16 protein-coding genes are annotated in these 19387 nt (G+C 46.4%); 2 read left to right on the forward strand and 14 right to left on the reverse strand.

Going from position 1 to position 19387, the window contains the following annotated elements:
• Window positions 1–14: 14 nt before the first annotated feature.
• The 10 genes from BAZ21_RS13995 to BAZ21_RS14040 form a co-directional block, all read right to left on the reverse strand.
• Window positions 15–1880, reverse strand: coding sequence for an ABC transporter ATP-binding protein (locus BAZ21_RS13995; RefSeq protein ID WP_068501591.1), 1866 nt, complete (start codon window positions 1878–1880; stop codon window positions 15–17).
• Window positions 1855–3765 (reverse strand): ABC transporter ATP-binding protein, encoded by a 1911-nt coding sequence (locus BAZ21_RS14000; RefSeq protein ID WP_068501594.1) that lies wholly within the window; start codon window positions 3763–3765, stop codon window positions 1855–1857. Before BAZ21_RS14000 ends, BAZ21_RS13995 begins: the two co-directional genes overlap by 26 nt.
• A 343-nt stretch (window positions 3766–4108) precedes the next feature.
• Complete coding sequence (locus BAZ21_RS14005) at window positions 4109–4933, reverse strand: thioesterase II family protein (RefSeq protein ID WP_068501597.1); 825 nt, start codon at window positions 4931–4933, stop codon at window positions 4109–4111.
• A gap of 811 nt (window positions 4934–5744) precedes the next feature.
• Window positions 5745–6722, reverse strand: a complete 978-nt coding sequence (glpX, locus tag BAZ21_RS14010; RefSeq protein WP_068501600.1) for a class II fructose-bisphosphatase — start codon at window positions 6720–6722, stop codon at window positions 5745–5747.
• A 220-nt stretch (window positions 6723–6942) separates the two neighbouring features.
• Window positions 6943–7746, reverse strand: a complete 804-nt coding sequence (locus tag BAZ21_RS14015; RefSeq protein WP_068501603.1) for a pyruvate, water dikinase regulatory protein — start codon at window positions 7744–7746, stop codon at window positions 6943–6945.
• A gap of 13 nt (window positions 7747–7759) precedes the next feature.
• Window positions 7760–8380 (reverse strand): helix-turn-helix transcriptional regulator, encoded by a 621-nt coding sequence (locus BAZ21_RS14020; RefSeq protein ID WP_068501606.1) that lies wholly within the window; start codon window positions 8378–8380, stop codon window positions 7760–7762.
• A 234-nt stretch (window positions 8381–8614) separates the two neighbouring features.
• Window positions 8615–9826: an ABC transporter permease gene (locus BAZ21_RS14025; RefSeq protein WP_068501610.1), complete on the reverse strand. Its 1212-nt coding sequence runs from the start codon at window positions 9824–9826 to the stop codon at window positions 8615–8617.
• Entirely contained in the window at window positions 9823–10542 is a 720-nt protein-coding gene (locus BAZ21_RS14030; protein ID WP_068501613.1) for an ABC transporter ATP-binding protein, read from the reverse strand. Before BAZ21_RS14030 ends, BAZ21_RS14025 begins: the two co-directional genes overlap by 4 nt.
• Window positions 10543–10548: 6 nt before the next feature.
• A complete protein-coding gene (locus BAZ21_RS14035) occupies window positions 10549–12000 on the reverse strand; it encodes an efflux RND transporter periplasmic adaptor subunit (RefSeq protein ID WP_068501615.1) in 1452 nt (483 codons plus the stop codon).
• Between the two features lie 13 nt (window positions 12001–12013).
• Complete coding sequence (locus tag BAZ21_RS14040; RefSeq protein WP_068501618.1) at window positions 12014–13189, reverse strand: TolC family protein; 1176 nt, start codon at window positions 13187–13189, stop codon at window positions 12014–12016.
• A 320-nt stretch (window positions 13190–13509) separates the two neighbouring features.
• Here BAZ21_RS14040 and BAZ21_RS14045 point away from each other — a divergent pair, with 320 nt between their 5' ends.
• Window positions 13510–13698, forward strand: a complete 189-nt coding sequence (locus tag BAZ21_RS14045; protein WP_010346071.1) for a hypothetical protein — start codon at window positions 13510–13512, stop codon at window positions 13696–13698.
• Window positions 13699–13843: 145 nt separating this feature from the next.
• On the opposite strand, the gene BAZ21_RS14050 is transcribed toward BAZ21_RS14045, so the two are convergent.
• A complete protein-coding gene (locus BAZ21_RS14050; RefSeq protein ID WP_068501623.1) occupies window positions 13844–14167 on the reverse strand; it encodes an MGMT family protein in 324 nt (107 codons plus the stop codon).
• A 71-nt stretch (window positions 14168–14238) separates the two neighbouring features.
• Window positions 14239–15399 (reverse strand): rhamnogalacturonan acetylesterase, encoded by a 1161-nt coding sequence (locus BAZ21_RS14055; protein ID WP_068501627.1) that lies wholly within the window; start codon window positions 15397–15399, stop codon window positions 14239–14241.
• A gap of 445 nt (window positions 15400–15844) precedes the next feature.
• On the opposite strand from BAZ21_RS14055, the gene BAZ21_RS14060 reads away from it, so the two are divergent.
• Window positions 15845–17035 carry an acyltransferase gene (locus tag BAZ21_RS14060; RefSeq protein WP_068501631.1) on the forward strand — a complete coding sequence of 397 codons (1191 nt, stop codon included), beginning with the start codon at window positions 15845–15847 and terminating at the stop codon, window positions 17033–17035.
• 128 nt (window positions 17036–17163) lie between these two features.
• Here the strand turns inward: BAZ21_RS14060 and BAZ21_RS14065 are convergent, their stop codons facing one another.
• Together BAZ21_RS14065 and BAZ21_RS14070 are read right to left on the reverse strand one after the other, a co-directional pair.
• Window positions 17164–17448 (reverse strand): contact-dependent growth inhibition system immunity protein, encoded by a 285-nt coding sequence (locus BAZ21_RS14065; protein ID WP_068501634.1) that lies wholly within the window; start codon window positions 17446–17448, stop codon window positions 17164–17166.
• A gap of 16 nt (window positions 17449–17464) precedes the next feature.
• The gene (locus BAZ21_RS14070) at window positions 17465–18688 is read right to left on the reverse strand and encodes a WXG100 family type VII secretion target (protein ID WP_068501637.1); all 1224 of its coding nucleotides are present in this window, start codon (window positions 18686–18688) and stop codon (window positions 17465–17467) included.
• Between the last annotated feature and the right edge of the window lie 699 nt (window positions 18689–19387).

The raw sequence follows: 19387 nt of genomic DNA on the forward strand, positions 1-19387 counted from the left end.
GAAACTTTGGATATTTATGCGGTTTGTTCCTCAGGATGCTTTCGAAACTGGAGCTCATACAGCTCCGCATAATGGCCTCCCCGGGCAAGGAGCTGGTCATGAGTGCCCTGCTCTTTCAGCTCGCCCTCGGCAAGGACACAGATGGTATCCGCCCGCTCAATCGTAGACAAACGATGGGCAATAACTAATGTCGTGCGATCCTTCATCAGCTCATTTAAGCCCTGCTGGACTTCGTATTCCGATTCTGCATCCAGCGCCGAGGTTGCTTCATCCAGCAGCAAAATCGGTGCATTTTTGAGCAAAGCGCGGGCAATCGCGATCCGCTGCCTTTGACCGCCGGACAAGTTGGCTCCACGTTCACCGACTATGGTGTCGTAACCCTCCGGCAGGTCGGCTATGAAGCCGCTGGCATAGGCCGTTTTGGCCGCAGCCTCTACCTCCTCATCCGTGGCATCTGGTGAGCCAAAGCGGATATTATCCGCTACTGTACCGTGGAACAGCGTAGCCTCCTGCGGGACATAGGCCATCAAATCCCTGACCTCATCCAACCGATATTCTCCTGCCAAACGACCACGGACCCGCAGTATACCCTTATCCGGTGGGTAAAAGCCCAGCAACAGCTTCATAACTGTGCTTTTGCCACCACCACTCGGGCCGACGAGTGCGGTTACCTGCCCTTCCGGTACGATCAGGTTCAGCCTTCGCAGCGTTGGACGATCCGGCTGATAGCCAAAGGTGATGTCGTGCAGCTCCAGCGCAGCCGGAACGTGTTCAATGGTGTGACCTTGATCCACAGTCTCCACATCACCATAAAATCCCTCCGTATCACTGGCTGATAAAGCTGCCGCCTCCGGGTCGATAAACCCAGCCCGAAATCCCTTCTGTTGTGCTGCTGGAAAGTGCTCCTGCTCCTGCGACTCATCCAGAATTTCGCGAATACGCACCAAGCCCGCCAAGGAGTTTTGCAGCAGTGATACAGCCGCCCCCAGCTCCAAAAACACCGTGGAAATGCCGCTTTGCAGCTGCACAATCTGTCCCAGGACTCCCAGCTCCATTTGCTTCTGCGAAACCAGAATCAATCCGGCGACAAGCACACCGCCCAGCGTAATGAATTCAACTAGAAAATTGCACATATCCTGCAAGCCCATATGACGTCCCTGCCGGATGCTGATGCGTTTTATGTCCTCGCTTGCATCGTTACAAAGTCCGCCTACCTTTGTCCGCAAGCCGAACAGCTTCACCGTCTGCAAGCCGGAAAGCAAATCACTCAACCGTTCCGTGAACCTGCTCATCCGTCCCTGTAACTCATCACTCGTCTGTCGCATCTTTTTTGCGAAATGAGAATTGACCCAGGCTGAGGCCAGCCCAAGCAAAACCGCCATAACCCCAAATCGCCAATCCAGTGCCATCATAATGACCAACGAGCCAAAGAAAAGCGAAATTTCCAGTATAATTGAGCGAAAATGAACGGTGTAAGCCTGCTCCAACGTCTGTACATCGTTGGTCATGCGGGATACAAGATCACCCGAATGGCGTTTTTCGGCCTTTTCATACGATAGCTTGACAATATGCCCGAATAGTCTCACCCGTACATTGGCAATCGCCAGCTTCACACACCGCTTATACATGTAGCTGCACAGCGGGGAAATAAGACTTAATGCCAAAAATGTACCACTGACCAAATAAATCGCCCGGTAAAGCTCCTGTACATCGCCATTAACCGCAAAATTCAGTAAATAATGCACCACAAAGGAAAGTAAAATCGTGATGCTCGCATTGGTCAGGCTATTGCCAATCAGCCCGGTAAAATACCGTTTCCGGTGCGGCTTCATCAGGGACATCAGCTGCCTAAACTCATAAAACCCCTGCTTGAAGGTCACGCTTCTCGCTCCTTTCCTCCGGCATCGAATGGCCGTTTTCCGCCGTATGCTGTTCTTCTTCGAAATTTTGCAAATACAGCTTTCGATACTCACCGTCGCGGCCCAGTAATTCCTCATGGGTGCCCGATTCCACAATGCCCCCCTGATCAAGTACAATAATCCGGTTCGCCTGACGCACGGTTGACAGTCGATGAGCAATGACCAGCACCGTCCGGTTGTGCATTGCCGCATTCATCGCGATCTGCACCTGAGCCTCCGACTGGCTATCGAGCGCTGAAGTCGGCTCATCCAGCAGAAGCAGCGGAGCATTTTTCAGCAATGCTCTTGCTATGGAAATACGCTGCTTTTGTCCGCCGGACAGTCCGCCTCCCCGCTCGCTCAAAAGGGTTTCATAGCCCTCGGGAAGCTGAACAATAAAACTATGCGCATGTGCCGCCTTCGCCGCCTCGACAATTTCTTCCCGGGTCGCCTCCAGACGTCCATATCCGATATTTTCTGCAATCGTGGCCGGAAAAAGCGACGGCTCCTGAGACACCATCGAAATATGGCGGCGCAGGCTTGTTAAATTCCAATCTGTCAAACTCTTTCCAAATAGCTGAACGGCTCCAGCATGCTCTCCCGGTTCATTAAATCCGCAAAGCAGCTTGAAAATTGTGCTTTTGCCGCCACCACTGGCACCGACAATCGCTACCGTTTCCCCTTGTCGCACCTGGAAACTGATATCCTTGAGCACCGTGTTCCCCTCGTTGTAGCCAAAGGTCAAATGCTCAAAGCTGACCACGACCACAGCAGCGTCATCGTCGCTTTCTGCTCCATCTGTCTCGCTTCCACTGGCTTGACTAGCTTGGTAGGCTTCCCTATCTGCATCGTCTTCCAAACGAAGGATCTTATCTCCACGATCCTGACCGACTGAGGTGATTTCGCCGCCTTGACGTTCATCTGGCCAATCCAGTACCTCAAACAAATGCTTCGCCGCTCCCCCCGCTTCCTTCATTTGCGAGATGATCGTCGGCAGCATGGCAATAGGCTGCAATATGAACGAAATCAGATATAAAAACAGGACAATGCCTCCAGCATTCAGCTCCCCATGTTGAATCAGGTATCCTCCGTACACAATGACCAAAATAATCGGTGTTGCCAGCATCATCACACCTACCGGAGTAATGGATGCATAGCGTTTTTCCAGCCCCAGGCCGCGCCTGACGACCTCCTCCGTAATCACCATATATTTCTTCAACAGCACAGCCTGCATATTGAATGCCTTGACGATAGGAATTCCACCGATCGCATCCTGCCCGACCGCATTCAAATGAGCTATTTTCTCCTGAAGCTGCTCCGAATATTTTTCAATTGGCCTGCTCATCAATGATGTTATGATCATCCCTACAGGCATGAGCGCGAGGCTTGCCAAAACTAGCTTCCAGCTTGTCATTAAGAGCAGTGTTAATGATGCCGTAAACACAAGCGGTAAATAAAACAGATTGGCAAACTGCTGGATAAAAAAGTTCTGTAACATCGCCGTATTGTTCGTGAGGCGGGATACCAAATCTCCGGTGAACTTCCTCTCTACGCTGGAAACCGGTAAATCGCAAAACTTATGTACGAGGTCGCCTCTCAAGTCGCGCAGAGCACTAACGCTAAATCGAGCCGAAGCGTACCTCATCACAAACTTACAGGGCATTCCAATGAGTGTCATACCAACTACCAGATAAATCATGTTCCGGGTGGAGGAGAAGGTCCCCTGTGCCATTTGCTCGATGGCCTTACCCAAAATAATGTCTATGGCTGCCAGGGATAAGGAGGCGATTACCGTGATGAAAACCCATAGATTGTACGGTCTTACATAACGGGCGAGTCTCCGGAAAGCAGAATTTGATCGAAACAAGGGCATCCCTCTTTTTCGTTGCCCACACTTTCGCAGTGTGAACTTTTTTTAGATTATAGAATTTATAAGTTTTCAGCAGAGCCGAAACGATTCTATAAATCGCAAGAAAAGCTACGATCACATGCGGTCTGGCTTCTTGGAAAACACGTCGATAGACGTGTTTCTTAAGTTGCAATGGACATGGTGAGATAGACTCTGGCTCTGGATGTATGAGTATTTACATGGAATGAAATCGTTCTTGAATTATGCTGTGAGTTGTATCCTGGTGGTGGGTTAATTGTCGAATGGTTGCCGAGATGTTAATCATGTTGTGGATCGTGGTGTATCGTGATGTGTGGGGCATTTAGCTCTGTCTAAATCGTGGTTGTAGGGTATTGGTGCTGTATGATGCATGAGCTGCGGCAGCGTGGTTCAGGGCTGAGGATGCGGACAAAATATTCACGACTGCGCTTATAACTTGTTGCTCTTGTTCATGGATGAAAAAGTGGTTGCCTTCGAACATTCGCACATCTATGGGCGATGAGGTGTGCTGCTGCCAGGCATGAAGTGAATCCGTGGTCACCTCATAATCCTTCATGCCGCCTAAAATGGTCATCGGACAGGCCAATGGATTCCCCGGCTGATAAACATACGTTTCGCACGCCTTAAAATCCGCACGTAGGCGGGGCATAATAATTTGCATTAACTCTGCATTTTGCAGTACTTCTTCGGGTGTTCCCTGCATCAAACGAAGCTCTTCGATGAAAGGCTGATCTGCTAAATCATGGAGTTGTTTTTTGGAATACGGAAGATGTGGCGCAGATTTACCGGATACGATGATATGGACAGGCAGTCTTCCGGTTTTGCTAGACAACTGCCGTGCTGCTTCGAATGCAATCAGCGCTCCCATACTGTGTCCAAAAAAAGCAAACGGCTTATGTATGTACGGAGCCATAGCAGGAAGCAGCGAGTGCACGACGTCCTGAATGGTGTCCATTGGGGCTTCTGTTGAACGGCTTTCACGCCCCGGAAGCTGTACAGGTAAAACAGTAATGTCGGGCGCAAGTCTGGACTTCCAGGAACTAAATATAGAAGCGCCACCACCGGCATAAGGGAAGCAAAATAGTTGGAGCTTCTCAGCCGGATGAACTGCGGTTTTCGCAAACCAAGATTGTGACCGGGTCGTCATGTGAATTCCTCCATCCTCTATGCAGTTCAGGATTTTACAGTAAATCCTTATATCGCTTTTTTTCTTCCAACACTTTCTAGCTGTTTTTAAATATACAAACTTTAAAACCGCTTGACATGGGACAAAAGAGCTAAATTGATAGAGTTCATAAAAATAAAACAAAATCCAAATTATGCTATTTGTTTCAAGTCTTTAAAAGCAACAATTTCACTTTTTGCACGAATTGCCTGCTAATCATGATCTGTTAATTTGATTCAAACCGAGTTTTCAGATTTTCATGAATTTTGTAAAATCAAAACCTTGATGATTTTCAAAAGAGCTTCAAAAGCCTTGTGCTACAACAATTTTACCTTTACATGCCATTAACATAAATGTAACAAATTCTCCCTGATATCATCCGACAAATTCCGCCTTTTTCCGCAACAGCCTTCGACATCCTATTTTATGGGGTTAAATTTAATCAAGCTCACATTAATCAAAATTAATAACACTTTAATTTTTCAATAAATAACACTATTTTATAGTTCTAAAGAACTAATTTACACACAAATTTTTTTGGCTCTCCGTCTAAAAATTTTAGTTCAGATTGAATTTTTTTCCCCTAAAGCTATGAAATTTCTTTTCAAACTTTAATAGAAACGTTTTTATCTACCTTCAAAAGTATCGATTTTCAGGAAATTTATATCTTTGGTTATGCCCCTTATGCAATCGGCAAACAAACCGGAAACACCAAAAAGCAAGTCTCCATATGGTAAGAGACTTGCTTTTTTTTAGCTTATTTTGACTTGGACTTTGATGTAGCTGTGAAGACTTAAGAGGATGCCGCTGCAGCGAGCGTACCGGAAGCATCTGATGTATGGTGAATACTGCGCACGAATCGAATCGTTTTCGTTTCCGAGTGCATCACGACCGAATGAGTTTCCGCCCTGTGACCAGGGAGAGAACGAACCCCCTGCAACCACTCGCCAGGTGTCACGCCAGTAGCCACAAACATCACACCTTGACGTCCAACCATATCAGCCATGGACAGCAATGCCCCTGGATCGGTAATCCCCATACGTTTGCAACGCTCAATCTCTTCTTCACCATGAGGCAGCAGACGGCCCTGGATTTCTCCACCCATGCATTTCAGTGCTGCCGCGGCCAATACACCCTCAGGAGCGCCGCCGGAGCCGATATGCAAATCTACACCGCTATCCAGGCAAGTTTCAATCGCCCCCATCACATCTCCATGACCAAGCAGCTTGATCCGAACGCCGCTTTCCCGCAGAAGCTTGATGATTCCGGCGTGACGTGTACGATCCAGAATGGACACTGTAAGATCGGGTAATGATTTGCCCAGTATCCGAGCGGCCTTGGATAATGTAGCCGGGATCGGTTCGTCCAGTGACAGCTTTCCAGCCAACGCCGGGCCAACAGCCATTTTTTGCATGTACATATCTGGAGCATGAAGCAAACTTCCACGAGGTGCAGCAGCAATGACCGAAAGAGCATTGTTCAAACCGTTCGCCACCGTTTCGGTTCCCTCCAGCGGGTCGACAGCGATATCTATAGCCGGTCCTCTGCGATTGCCTACTCTTTCCCCGATATACAGCATGGGAGCCTCATCCATTTCTCCTTCGCCAATAACGACCGTACCGTCCATCGATACCGCATTAAAATGGGTGCGGATGGCTACTGTAGCCGCCTCGTCTGCGCTATTCTTATCTCCCCGTCCTGTCCATTGTGCCGATTGCAATGCTGCCGCCTCTGTTACCCGAACGAATTCCAATGCCAATTGACTCTCCATACCTATCTCTCCACCTCTCCTATATAATGATTATCCCACGCCAAATCATTTTTTTGAGCAGCTGTGCTGCTGTTTTATCTGTTTATCTATTTATATAATCTCCTATATCCTACGGCCGATCCTTATCTTTAGAGCAGTTTTACTGCCTTTTATATATTACACTCCTGTATCCTGTGGTTCACATTTTCTCTATATAAGTTACTTCTAAGTTACTTCGCTACTACAGCATTCTGATAATCAGACCTGCTGTCTCTTCAATTGCTTTATCCGTGACATCAATGACCGGACAACTCAGTTCCTTGAACAAAGACTGCGCATACGCAATCTCCTCCTCCACCCGCGCCGATGTGGCATACTGCACATTGTTAGGAAGCCCCATAACCTTTAGTCGCTCACTGCGTATTTTTAACAGCAGCTCCGGCTGGATCGTCAACCCGAACACCCGACCGGACTGTACATCCTTCAGCTGTGCAGGCGGTGTCAGCTCCGGTACAATCGGAATGTTGACTGTTTTATAACCTTTATGTGCCAGAAACATCGATAACGGGGTTTTGGAAATACGGGATACCCCAAGCAATACAATATCCGCTTTGAGAATGGCGCTCACATCTTTACCATCATCGTATTGAACCGCAAAATCCAAGGCTTCCACACGGCGAAAATAGTTGTCGTCCAATCGATGCAGCAGACCGGGCTTTTCTTTGGGATCATTATGAAACGTGTCGGCAAATGCCTGCATCATCGGCCCCATAATATCCACCGCCCGCACATTCAGCCGGACAGCCTCCTCTTTCATCGCCTCTCTCAATTCCGGCTGAACCAGCGTATAAGCCACAAAACCTCTCCGCTCGGCGACCTCCTCCATCACCCGGCTCAGCTCATCTTCATCCCTTACATTCATAAATCTTTTGATCTCTGTGTCCGGTAGCTCAAATTGGCGCATGGTCGCCTGTACGACAGCTTCCGCCGTCTCACCAATCGAGTCTGAACAGATCGCTATAAAATGACTGCTCGCCTGAACCATTCGATTCCTCCCATTAATCTTCTGCTACCATATCGAGCAACATTTTAATAATATTCGTTTTCGTAATGCGTCCCACGACCTTCCAGTGTTCCCCTGGTTTGTCGGAGTCAGACGGGACGACGACAGGCAGGCTGTCGATTTGACGGGCAATAATTTTGCGCGCTGCCTCCAGAACGGTGTCCTCCGGGGAAACGGTGACAACATTCGCCTGACGGGTCATTACGAGACTGACAGGAATAGTCGCCGCATTCGGATTGCCTAACGTAACCTTGAGCAAATCCTTGCGGGAAGCTACACCCGCCAAATTCCCATCTTCATCGGTGACGATCAAATTGCTCACATTTTCCAAAAAAAGTGCCACCACAGCTTCCTGAATCGTTGTTGTTTCACGTACGATAACCGGAACCCCGTGAAGATCGCCAACCTTCATTTGCATGAGCCGGAATTTTTCCTCCCGGTTCGGGGTGCCACGCTTTCCGACAAAATAGCCAACCTTGGGCTTCGCATCTATGTAATTTAGAATGCCCAGCTTGGATAGGTCGGTCCGAATGGTCGCCTTGCTGAGATTAAGCATTTCCGCAATTTGATCACCGGTAATCGGGGCATGCTTTTGTACAATAGTTAAAATTTCCACTTGTCTTGCCGTAAGGTCGATGATGAACGCCCCTCCTTTTTTCTTGTCATCTGATATTGAATATAATACGTCATATATATTTATAAATCAACCTATAAAAGCATATAAAACATCACATATATAAAATTAAGGCGGTTATTCATGCTTTTTTATCGTTTAAAGCACTTATTCCACACCAAAAAGCGGATACTTTGCACCCTACTCTTTTCGAGCAAGGTGGAGTATCCGCTTCCCTTATTCGTACCTTAAAGCATCAATCGGACGCAGCTTGGACGCCTTCCGCGCCGGATAGACTCCGAACAACACACCAACTCCCATACAGCACAGAAAAGAGTACAGCACTGGCTCCATCGAATACACAATCGGCATTTGGACGAATTTCTCGAGCAGCTTTGCGCCCCCAAGACCCGTCATCACGCCAACCAATCCACCCATCAGACTGAGAAAAACGGCCTCAGCCAGAAATTGCAGCATGATATCACTGCGCTGTGCACCAATCGCCTTGCGAATCCCGATCTCCCTCGTCCGTTCTGTCACAGACACCAGCATAATATTCATAATGCCAACACCGCCGACGCCGAGTGCAATCGCGGCCACACCAATCAGCAGCATATTCATAACCTTGTCTACACCTGAAACCGTTTCAAGAATCTCCGTTTGGGTCGTAATCTGAAAATCATCCCCCTCCGAAGGCTTCAGTTCATGCCGTGCACGTAATGTCTGCTTGATTTCATCACGCGCCTGGTCAATCTTCTCCTCCGTTGTCGCAGAAGCGTTGACCTGTTGGATGCTCATATTCCCCAGCCGTTCCATCCCCGTCGTGATCGGTATATACACCTGTTGCGAGCTATTATTCATACTGGAGTTGGAATTCGCTAGAATCCCTACCACCTTGAAAGGAAGCTGTTTGATCATGATCGTCTCGCCGACCGCCTTGGATGCATCCGGGCCAAAAATATTCCGGGCTGCATCGCTTCCCAGCACTACAACATTCAACCGGTTTTCCACTTCATAATGAGTAAACGATCTGCCCTGAGCAAGTGACAGCTTCTTCACATGAACAAAAGCCTGGGAGGTTGCTTCAATCTGCCCGCTGACCTTATTGCGACTCCACGTAATGTCCGCACTGGTCATGGCACTTGGAGCCACATCCGCCACCGATTTTTGCTGCTCCAGTGCTTCAACATCCTCAAGCGAGATTCCTTTGGTCTGGCTAAAGGACATAGAGCTCGAACCATCATACGGAGCATAAGGATAAATCATAAGCAAATTATTGCCCATACTGTTAATCTGCGACGTAATCGTAGCGGTAGAGCCTTTTCCAATCGCTACAATCGTGATTACAGCAGCTACTCCGATAATAATTCCCAGCATGGTTAGCAAGGAACGCAGCATATTGGTTCGCAAACTGTTAAGTGATACCCGGATAATTTCCCGAAATTTCATGCTCTCACTTCCTCTGCCGCCATTCTTCGTTTTTCGACAGGTTGATCCTCTTCAATCCGCCCGTCACGAAAATGAATGAGTCGCTTGGCGTATTCCGCAACCTCCTGATCATGAGTAACCAGTACAACTGTCTTCCCCTGGTCGTTCAGACGCTGAAAAATCCCCATAATTTCAACACTTGTTTTGGAGTCCAACGCGCCTGTCGGTTCGTCCGCCAAGAGAATAACCGGATTGTTCACAAGCGCGCGCGCAATGGATACCCGTTGCTGCTGACCGCCTGACAATTCGTTCGGCTTGTTGTTCATCCGATCGCCTAATCCCACACTATTGAGCGCCTCCATCGCCCGCAAACGCCGCTCCTTGGCAGAAACACCCGCATAGATCATAGGCAGCTCCACATTCTCCAAAGCCGTTGCTCGCGGGAGCAAATGAAATTTTTGAAATACAAATCCGATTTTTTGATTACGTATAATGGCCAGTTCATCATCACGGGCATCCAATATCGAATAACCGTCCAAATAAAATTGTCCCGATGTAGGCAAATCCAGACATCCGATAACATTCATCATCGTTGATTTTCCTGATCCAGAAGGTCCCATAATGGCAACAAAATCACCGTCAGCAATGTCGAGCTGCACATCACGCAGGGCATGAATTTCCTGATCTCCGACCTGATACACCTTTTTCAGCTTTTCAATTTGAATGACGTATCTCATAGCCTGTTAAAATCCTCCCTGCATGCCGCCGCCCATGTTGGAAGGGTCTGGCGGTGCTTCAGGAGCTGGGATAACAATCGTGTCGCCCTCTTTTACACCCGATTTCAGTTCAACCTGGTCCGGCGTATAAAATCCGAGCTCTACGGGCTTGAACGTGCGCACCCCTGGATTTGCAGCAAGATAGACACCATCCTGCCCCCCTTCAGATCTCAGCGCAGTCGCAGGTACAAACAGTACATTTTTATGTACTCCCAAAATAACGGCCACATTCATAATCATGCCTGTTTTAAGCTTCCCTTTCGGGTCATGAACGGACAGCTCCATCAGATACGTCGTCATCCCTTCATCGGTAGATGCTTCCGGTGAGACGAATTGCACCTTCCCCGGAAACGTTTCACCCGGATATGCATTGGTGGATAACACCGCCGAAAGGCCTTTTTTCGCCTTGACAATGTCGGTCTGGCTAACCTTCACTACCACCTTCAGATTGTTGGAATCCGAGTTGTTCATCACAATAAATGGAGCTGTCGGACTGGTCCCTACATCCCCGTTCACCTTTAAAATAACTCCGTCCCACGGTGCCGTGACCTGAAGCTTGTTAAGCTCATTTTTTTTCTGCTCCAGCTCAGTCGCGAGTCTTCGAACCTCAATCCGTGAGGCTTGAATATTGGATGCATCAGCCGGAACCTGTGCCTTGCGAAGCTCAGCCATAGCCGTACTGTAGCCGATTTCAGCCTCTGCGATGGTGCGACGCTTTTGTGACATCATTTTGCGGAATTGTAGATCCAGACCATCATAGTCCGTCTGTGCTTTATCCAGCGTTTGCTCTGCCTGCTCCAATTCACTGCTCGATACCGCACCTGCATCATGTAAAAACTTTTGATCTTCATATGCCTTCCGCGCCTGCTCCAACTGCTTTTGGGAAGTCTTCTTCTGACTTTCGGCTTCTTCCAGCTCAAATGATTCCTGCGCTGTATCGACAGCCATTTTGGCCCGAAGTACATTCGTCTTCTGTATTTCAATATCCTCCACCTTCGGCCCTTTCTCCAATTCAGCCAGCTTGGATTTGGATATTTCCAAATTATCAGACGCACTTTGAATCTGCATTTTTATTTCAGAGCTGTCCAGAAGCGCCAGTACCTGTCCTTTTTTCACCTTGTCCCCGGCCTTCACGTGTACCGCCGCCAGCTTGTTTTCACCTGCGCTCGTGAAGTTCAGCTTCACTTCCTTGGACGCTTGCACCGTGCCGGACGTATCCAGCTTCTCGCTTACATCCCCGCGCTCCACCTTAAGTGTCTCGTCCTGAATCAATGGTGCAGCCTGCTCCTTGGGCAGATTCATGTATACTGCTGCTCCGCCCCCACCTACAACCAGCAGAACAATTGCAGTCCAGATCCACTTTTTTCTCCGTTTTCTTCGTAACTTGATTAAAGCATCATTTAAAACCGTTTCTGCCAACGCCGTTTCCTCCCTATGTGCTCCATGGCTTGTTCAACGTGTACTCATTCTGATTCAACTCAATTGCCAGTTCTTCCATTTGCCGTTCAATTTGGTCCACCTTCAACTGGTTATTTTTCAGCTCCAGCTCGATAATTAAGCCCCTGGCCCACTTTTTGCGTGACAGCTCCAATCCCTCTTTGGCCGTACGCAGGCTTTCTTCCAGTTGTACGTATTTCTTTTGGTTTTCCTTGAATGTGGCATATAGATTGCGAAGCGATTCGGCAAAATCCTTTTGTCCCTTGTCCAGCTCCTCCTTGGCGATATCGACATCCAGCTTGGCCAGATCATAAGCGCCTGCACCGCTGTTAAAATCAAAATATCTTGCATTGAGCTCCGAGGTCTTGATGTTATCTTCCAGCTTCCACAAGTTCGGATTCATATCCATCAGCTGTTGTATATGTACTTCAATATTCAGCTTCTTTGGTTCCTTGTATATAGGACGATCCACCAATTCATAGACTGTCCCGTTCGGCTGTCCCATGAGGAAATTCAGAGCATCCCGTGCTTTCTGGAGCGCGGTTTTGCTCTGCTCTACGGTCTGTTGCGCCTGGCTTCTGGCCTGTACGCTCTCGTTTTTCGCATACTCGGACAGCTTCCCGCGGGCAAACTTGGCGAGTGCAATCTTTTCCTCCGCCTGTGCAATTTCAAGCGCTTCCAGATCATTTTTCACCTGATTCTCTGCTACAAACACGCTTTGATAGGTTTTCATCGCATTAAAATAAAGCTGGTCTTTGGCGTACAGGGCCTGCTTTTTGCTGGCTAAATAAGATAACGTCGATGAATTATAATTTCTCCAGGATGCTTCATCGCCAACATATTCACCGTCTATAAAATCGACATAGGCATTACCAAGGTCCTTTTCCGCATTCTTAAACTCAATTCTGCGACGCTCCACATCGCGCTCGGCGGAACGCGTGTTGTAGCTGTTGGTCTGTGCCCATTCCGCTGCCTGCTTAAGCGTCAATGTGGGCAAAGCCTGACTCGTTGTGGAGACTGTACTGGTTGTAACCGCAGCAGATGAAGTACCTGGCGTACTTGTTGCTGTATTTTTTGCTATACTTTCCGACACGCTGTCGGCTTGGACAGTCGAAACCAGACCTGCTGATAATGACAACACAAGCAGCGTGGCAGCCGCTTTTTGCTTCATAGATGAATTTCTCCCCTTTCCGTACCTAACTCGGATCATTTCAATTGCATTCGACATAAATTTCCACATCTATCCGCAATCTATTGTACTTTCCGGTTTATGTGGGTACAAGGTGTAAAAACAATACATTTTTGTAACCTTTAATTTGACGCCACTCGGCCCCAACGCTCTTCGTGTCTATGAGAAATATCAGATTTAGTCTGTTTTTACCTGCACTTTACCTAATTTTCAGCTAATCTTAAGGAAAACAACAGAATCTATTAAGGTTTGGGACATATACTAGAGAAAGAATAACAGCCGCTCACTAGGAGGGTTAATAGATGATAAAAGAATCTCGCATGACAACTACGAACGAACCGTCTGATTTGTGGATGACCCGTTTTTTACGTGAATCGGAACAGCAAAAGATGCAACTGATCCGGGAAGCGCGAAAAAATAACGATATACCGCTGATGAACAGCATTTCCTTTCATCTTGCCCAACGGAATCAGCAGCACCTAATTGGATAAACCGACAGGCGAATTTTAGGCTATATATGAACGGGCATCCCCATCTGCCTGCATAATGTCCGCTAGATTAAAAAGAACCGGGACAAATCGATAGTTTGATTTGTCCCGGCTCTTTTGTGTTGATCCAATCTGTGCTGTTCCTCGCCTATTCTTCCATCTCAACCTGCGGATCATAAAGATATTGATCCAGCGGGATACGTCCGTCTGCATTAAAACGTATGCCCTCTTCTTCCAAATACAGACGCTGCAGCGATGCTGATCCATCCTCCTGCAAAGCAATCTCGCCCAAGCGGTTGACTACTCTATGCCAGGGAAGCCGATGCTTCTGGCTTAGTGAATGCAAAATGCGCACCACCTGCCTGGCTCCTCTCGGACTGCCGGCTTCTGCCGCAATTTGCCCATAAGTCATTACTTTTCCCTCTGGGATCAGCAATATAATTTGAAGCACACGGGCAGTGAAAGGCTGCATATTCTGATTCCTCCTGCATTACTATTGCTTTTTTCTATGATTATATCACCCCCGCTATCCCAAATGTAAACTCAGAATCCGTTCAGACCCTGTCTTTTTAAATCCTGCGCCACCAAACGTGCCAGTTCTCTTGCACCTGCAAAATTCGGATGAAGCGTGTCACCGTTCATATACAGGGCGAGCGTAGCCTCCTTGCCAATAGAGGTGAAATAAGCTGAGCTAAGTACGTTCAGATCAACCAAAGGCGTTTGTTCCTCTTGAGCCAGCGCCAAAATAGCACTTCTATACCATCTATGCTCAGCGTTGTGTACATTGTTAGCATTAAAGTCAGTAGCTCGGCCTTGCGGTGTTGACAGGATGACTGTCGCCCCCTTCGCCTTAACCTGACGGATCATATCCCGCATCCAGTCCTTAAACTCCGCTTCGCTTTCATTATGCTTTGGATTGGTATCATTAATGCCTAGCTGGAGAATGAAATAATCCCCCGGCTTAATATACTTGACAATGGCCTCTAATTGACCGTCCTGATGGAAGCCCCTGGCAATTTGGCCGCCTGACGCCATGTTGCGAATTTGGAATGTATTCGTGTTCACAAACTCTGGCAGTAGCTGTCCCCACCCGGCCTGCACACTGCTATCTAGCGGATAATAGTTACATACAGTAGAATCCCCGCCGATATAAATCGTTCGATTGGTAACCGGGTCGCCAGACAATGGCCTGATTTCCAATGCACTGAGTGTAAAGGCTGCACCCTCTTTGCCTTCTGTGACCAGCAGGTTTAGCTGTCCGTCTGTCACTGGAATTTGGAAGCGATCCCTGGCTCCATTCCCTGTCATATTAATGACCTGATACACGCCTTCAGCGGCAATACTCGAACGGGAGGTATTTCCTAACGTAACCGACACCTCATATAGTCCGGGAGGAAGATCAACATCAAAGGTGTTCTCACTTTTCGTTCCGGTAGCCAGAAACTGTACCGCATCACTAGCTACTCCAGCCCCAGAGGCACTGACATTGCGCATGTTCTCAGGAGTACGGAAGCCATAGCCGCGTGCCTTGTCGTAAGACAGCGAAGCACTCACTCCGGTATAGCCCGCTTCGACCGTGCCTCCCCCAAAATCAAACTTATACTCGCCTGTGGCTGCATACGCGGGTGTAGCCAGACCCAAACCCGGTGCACCATATAAAAAAGCAGCTAAAAGTATACCTGTCAAACCTTTTTTCCACATCAATCTTCATTCCTCCTCCAAAATTTAAATTGAACTAAATGAACATTTTAAACCTCATTGTAAGCGTATACATAAAAACTTTGCCACATAGATACAGGTTTGTACCTATTTAATTTCTATGCAAAAGAAAAGCAGCTTATTCGTTAAGCTGCAGCTCCCTGTGTGTTTAATCCGATCTCTCCAAACAATTGAGGCGTATTCACTGTTTGGCCCTGAGGGCAATGCTTACGTCAATGTTCACACCATCCGTCATCCGACGGAGCCATTCGCGGACAAATCAGTATACAAAAGGTTATACAGTAAACAACCGAATTTTTAATTTCTTAACAAAAGTTAAGAAGTTGATAAGCGTTTCTTAAGCCCTATCCTTTCGGATTGTTAAGAACTTTATCTTTTAATAAAGAAAGTTCAATAAGATCCGGTTCACGGCCGAAAGGAAATAAAGCTTATGAAGCCTACAAACAAAGAAAAAATCCCCGAATTGCAGTTGGTCAGAGCCATGGCGATTTTAGCCGTTATTATGGTTCACGCCACTTCCTATGCAACGGTTCAACTTACAGATTCCAGCCTTTATGTTGTATATAATGCGCTCAATGTGCTGATGAAGTATGGTACACCTGTATTTATCGCGCTAAGCAGCATGGTGCTGTTCTACAACTATAAGGATCGTCCGATGAGACGACAGCTGCTAAGCCGCTTTTATAAGCAGAGATTGCTGTATATTCTCTTGCCTTACTTTATGTTCTCTCTGTTTTATTTTGTCCTTTCTCTTATGGCTGGCAGCTCCGAACCGTGGAATATAGCCGCGCTTGCGGAAAGCTTTGCTGTGAAGCTGGCGACAGGTAAAGCGTATACGCATTTATACTATATTTTTATCATGATGCAATTCTATCTGGCATTTCCACTCGTGCTGTGGATGTTCCAGCGTCATCGGCATATTCCGCAATGGTCTATCGTCATGGGTCTGCTGGTACAATGGTCATTTGTAATTGGCAACAAATTTCTATTTCAGGTTCAAAACAAAGGTAGCTGGGCGCTGTCTTATATGGCCTGCTACCTGCTGGGCGCTGCTCTTGGTTACTACTATCCGCAGCTCCGAACGTGGTTCCTGATGCGCAAGGGGGAACGAAGTTTTGCCGGGGTGCTGTCATGGATCGGAGTTTGGGTCCTATGGTTGATTTCAGCTAACGTGCATGTCTATATGTGGTACGAAAGCAGAATGTACGGAACTTCCTACAATTCGCTGGTTTTTGAGCTTATGTACAATATGTACAGCCTGTCCAGTACGCTGGTATTACTGCAAGTTTCCTTTCTAATGTATAGACGACAACATTCCTTTGTCATTCGCAAGCTGGAACGTCTGGGCACCCTGTCCTTTGGCGTATATCTGATTCATCCGTTCTTCCTGCTCCTGTATCGGCAGTTTTCGCCACACATCGGTTCACCGCAGCTTATTCATGTGTGGTACGCCGGAGGCTTTTTCTTTGCACTTCTTTGCTCCTGGTTCGTCGTGTCGATTATCGCCCGTTTCCTGCCATTCGCATGGATTTTATTCGGCCAACTGCCGGAAATACGGAAAAGCCCATTCAAGCAAACAGGCCACATTTCTTCATCCGAAACGAGGCTGTTCAAAAGCTGATGACGCCTTACAAACGGTCAACTTTGATATCAGTTTATTTGCAAGAACATAGATACCGATTTTATCCAGATTGGCTAGCTATACAAAAAGCTCATTCCTTTTTAAGGAGTGAGCTAAATGTCGCATTTTTATTTATCTTCGTGTAATTTTGTCAGTAATAACTCAATCATGCGCTCGATCTTTTTAATGTTCAAATTTCTTTGTCCATATAAATAAACAAATTCTCGTACGCTATCCCAAGTCTTTAGTTCATTTATTTCTTCAATCTCCTGAGTCAGACCTTCAACATAAGCAGGTAGCTCCCTACTTTTAAACTCCTCAATCAAGTTCTCTAAATCAGCATAATCCATACTCCAGTTAAAGTAACTCTCTATAAAATACTTTAAATTTTCATAATTCACTTCTTGGTTCATATACTATTCTCCTCTTTTATTTAAAGACAGGATAACCCGTAATAATTCTAAAGCCGGTAGGCATAGAGGAATCTTTTACTAAATACAGTTGGGACTTCGATAAGTCATTTGTTACATGCTTTGAAGATGAGTTTCCTCCATTTTTTACGTCTACGCCTCGTCCAATAGAAAACTCGTGATCCGCTTTTGTAATGAGATATCCTCTAGAATTAGGGTTTTCTATCCATTCTGCAATCTTATCAGCGTTTCTTCTGATATTCTCTTGCGTAGATTTGAGAGCTATACTTTTATCAGAAAACGTTGTAGAAGGAACTCCTTCTTGGGAGGCACGTTTTATTAATTCTTCATTTGTCTTGCCAACGTGCTTTTGAAGCAAATGTCCACCATTAGATTCCATTTCATCTAATATATTATTATTTACGTTTTTACGTATATCATTGGCTTTATTTTTTAAGATGTCGGCCTTATAATTCCCTTCTCCCTTCGCCATCTGCCACAATTCTGCTGAGCTTTTCCCTATTCCGCTCGCACTTTTAACTGTGGTTGTACCTCCATGTGCCGCTAAAGCTGCTGAGCCAATCAATCCAGGTATTCCGATTATACTACCAACTCCCGTAGTTGAAACAGCAACTGATAATCCTTCTCCACCAGTTCCAACGATTACCTCACCAGCTCCCTGCAATGTCGTAGCTACGTGACCGAGAATTTCACCTACCTTAGCTGCCATTGGGTGATCATAGTTGCGTTCTTTATCAGGCAGCATTCCCAAGGTTAAATCTTCCTGAATGGCTCCTTTTGCTCCTTGAACAGCATCCCATAAAATTTCTCCTTGAAGCTTACTAGCTTCCATCTGGGCTTTAGCCTTAGTGATCTCAGCTTGTCCAATTTGTTCAAAAATTTTATGTAGCCAACCTTCATCGCTGGATGCCATTTTAATAGGTACACCATTTCCCGGCACATCCAGTACGACTTTTTCTCCGTCCACCTGTGTGAAGCTTTTTGAAATAAAAATGAGTTCCTGCGCTATTGTTGATAGTCTTCCAAGCGTCATACTCATAGATTGACGAGAAACCTGAAATTCCTGAAAAAATCTCTCTCGGGTAGCTCCAGACCAACCTTGTTGAACAAAATCAATTCGTCCGCTCAAAAAGTTAAGCATCCGTTCCATTTCATGTTTGCCTTGCAAGAACTGGTCAGCCACTTGTATCAGCTTGTCAGGTGGAACCAATATTCGCCCCATTCTACCACTTCCACTTTAATTTGATGGAAATAATCTTATCAGAAGGGGTGATTTAGGGAAATCCATCTGTTATCCTGTTATTTCCTTTTAATTGATATGACATTTGAACTGAAATAAAACAGAGATGACTACGACTAAAGTACTTGTATATCGCTGTTAGATGATACCTAAGTTAGGATGTAGCAGTGGTCGCTCTCAAATCTTGATCCTCAACCATATCCTGTAGCTCAGAAATAAGAGTTAGGTGTTTTTTATAATTCCTAAGTTACATAAAAAATACACTCCTTAGAATTTTATCGGCTCAACCTTTGTTAGGTTCCTCCAATATCCATTTTAGGAGTGCATTTTTTAAGATGGGCTTTTTTTCCACATTCGTTTGAAATATTAAGCCCCTCCATGTTGATCGTAAAGCACGATATTCTGGTGTTGGCTATGAGTCTGAACAGAACAGGTGCAGTCACGATAAACAAAAAACTAGTTGCGAAGATCAATAGCACCATTTTTCTTAACATTGTCTAGCCAAACCTATAAGATTTACATACGGGCTTGGAATTTAACTTTGAAAAATTAATCACCACTAATAATAAAATAATTTCTCTTTTTGCCCTTCACTAACTAAATTTTCGTACTTTACATAAGCTTTAACATCTGCAAATTCTTTAAACTGTTCAAATAATCTTATGCACCTAATAAAGAAAG

This window comes from Paenibacillus kribbensis, assembly GCF_001705305.1.
GTDB classification, from domain to species: domain Bacteria; phylum Bacillota; class Bacilli; order Paenibacillales; family Paenibacillaceae; genus Paenibacillus; species Paenibacillus kribbensis_B.

What these genes read in the sequence shown, in the direction of transcription:
- BAZ21_RS14005 (WP_068501597.1), bottom strand. Translation starts at nt 4,933, where the DNA reads ATGACGACCCGGTCACAATCTTGGTTTGCGAAAACCGCAGTTCATCCG.
- BAZ21_RS14015 (WP_068501603.1), bottom strand. Translation starts at nt 7,746, where the DNA reads ATGGTTCAGGCGAGCAGTCATTTTATAGCGATCTGTTCAGACTCGATT.
- BAZ21_RS14060 (WP_068501631.1), top strand. Translation starts at nt 15,845, where the DNA reads ATGAAGCCTACAAACAAAGAAAAAATCCCCGAATTGCAGTTGGTCAGA.
- BAZ21_RS14045 (WP_010346071.1), top strand. Translation starts at nt 13,510, where the DNA reads ATGATAAAAGAATCTCGCATGACAACTACGAACGAACCGTCTGATTTG.
- BAZ21_RS14070 (WP_068501637.1), bottom strand. Translation starts at nt 18,688, where the DNA reads ATGGGGCGAATATTGGTTCCACCTGACAAGCTGATACAAGTGGCTGAC.
- glpX (WP_068501600.1), bottom strand. Translation starts at nt 6,722, where the DNA reads ATGGAGAGTCAATTGGCATTGGAATTCGTTCGGGTAACAGAGGCGGCA.
- BAZ21_RS14040 (WP_068501618.1), bottom strand. Translation starts at nt 13,189, where the DNA reads ATGAAGCAAAAAGCGGCTGCCACGCTGCTTGTGTTGTCATTATCAGCA.
- BAZ21_RS14030 (WP_068501613.1), bottom strand. Translation starts at nt 10,542, where the DNA reads ATGAGATACGTCATTCAAATTGAAAAGCTGAAAAAGGTGTATCAGGTC.
- BAZ21_RS14065 (WP_068501634.1), bottom strand. Translation starts at nt 17,448, where the DNA reads ATGAACCAAGAAGTGAATTATGAAAATTTAAAGTATTTTATAGAGAGT.
- BAZ21_RS14050 (WP_068501623.1), bottom strand. Translation starts at nt 14,167, where the DNA reads ATGCAGCCTTTCACTGCCCGTGTGCTTCAAATTATATTGCTGATCCCA.
- BAZ21_RS14025 (WP_068501610.1), bottom strand. Translation starts at nt 9,826, where the DNA reads ATGAAATTTCGGGAAATTATCCGGGTATCACTTAACAGTTTGCGAACC.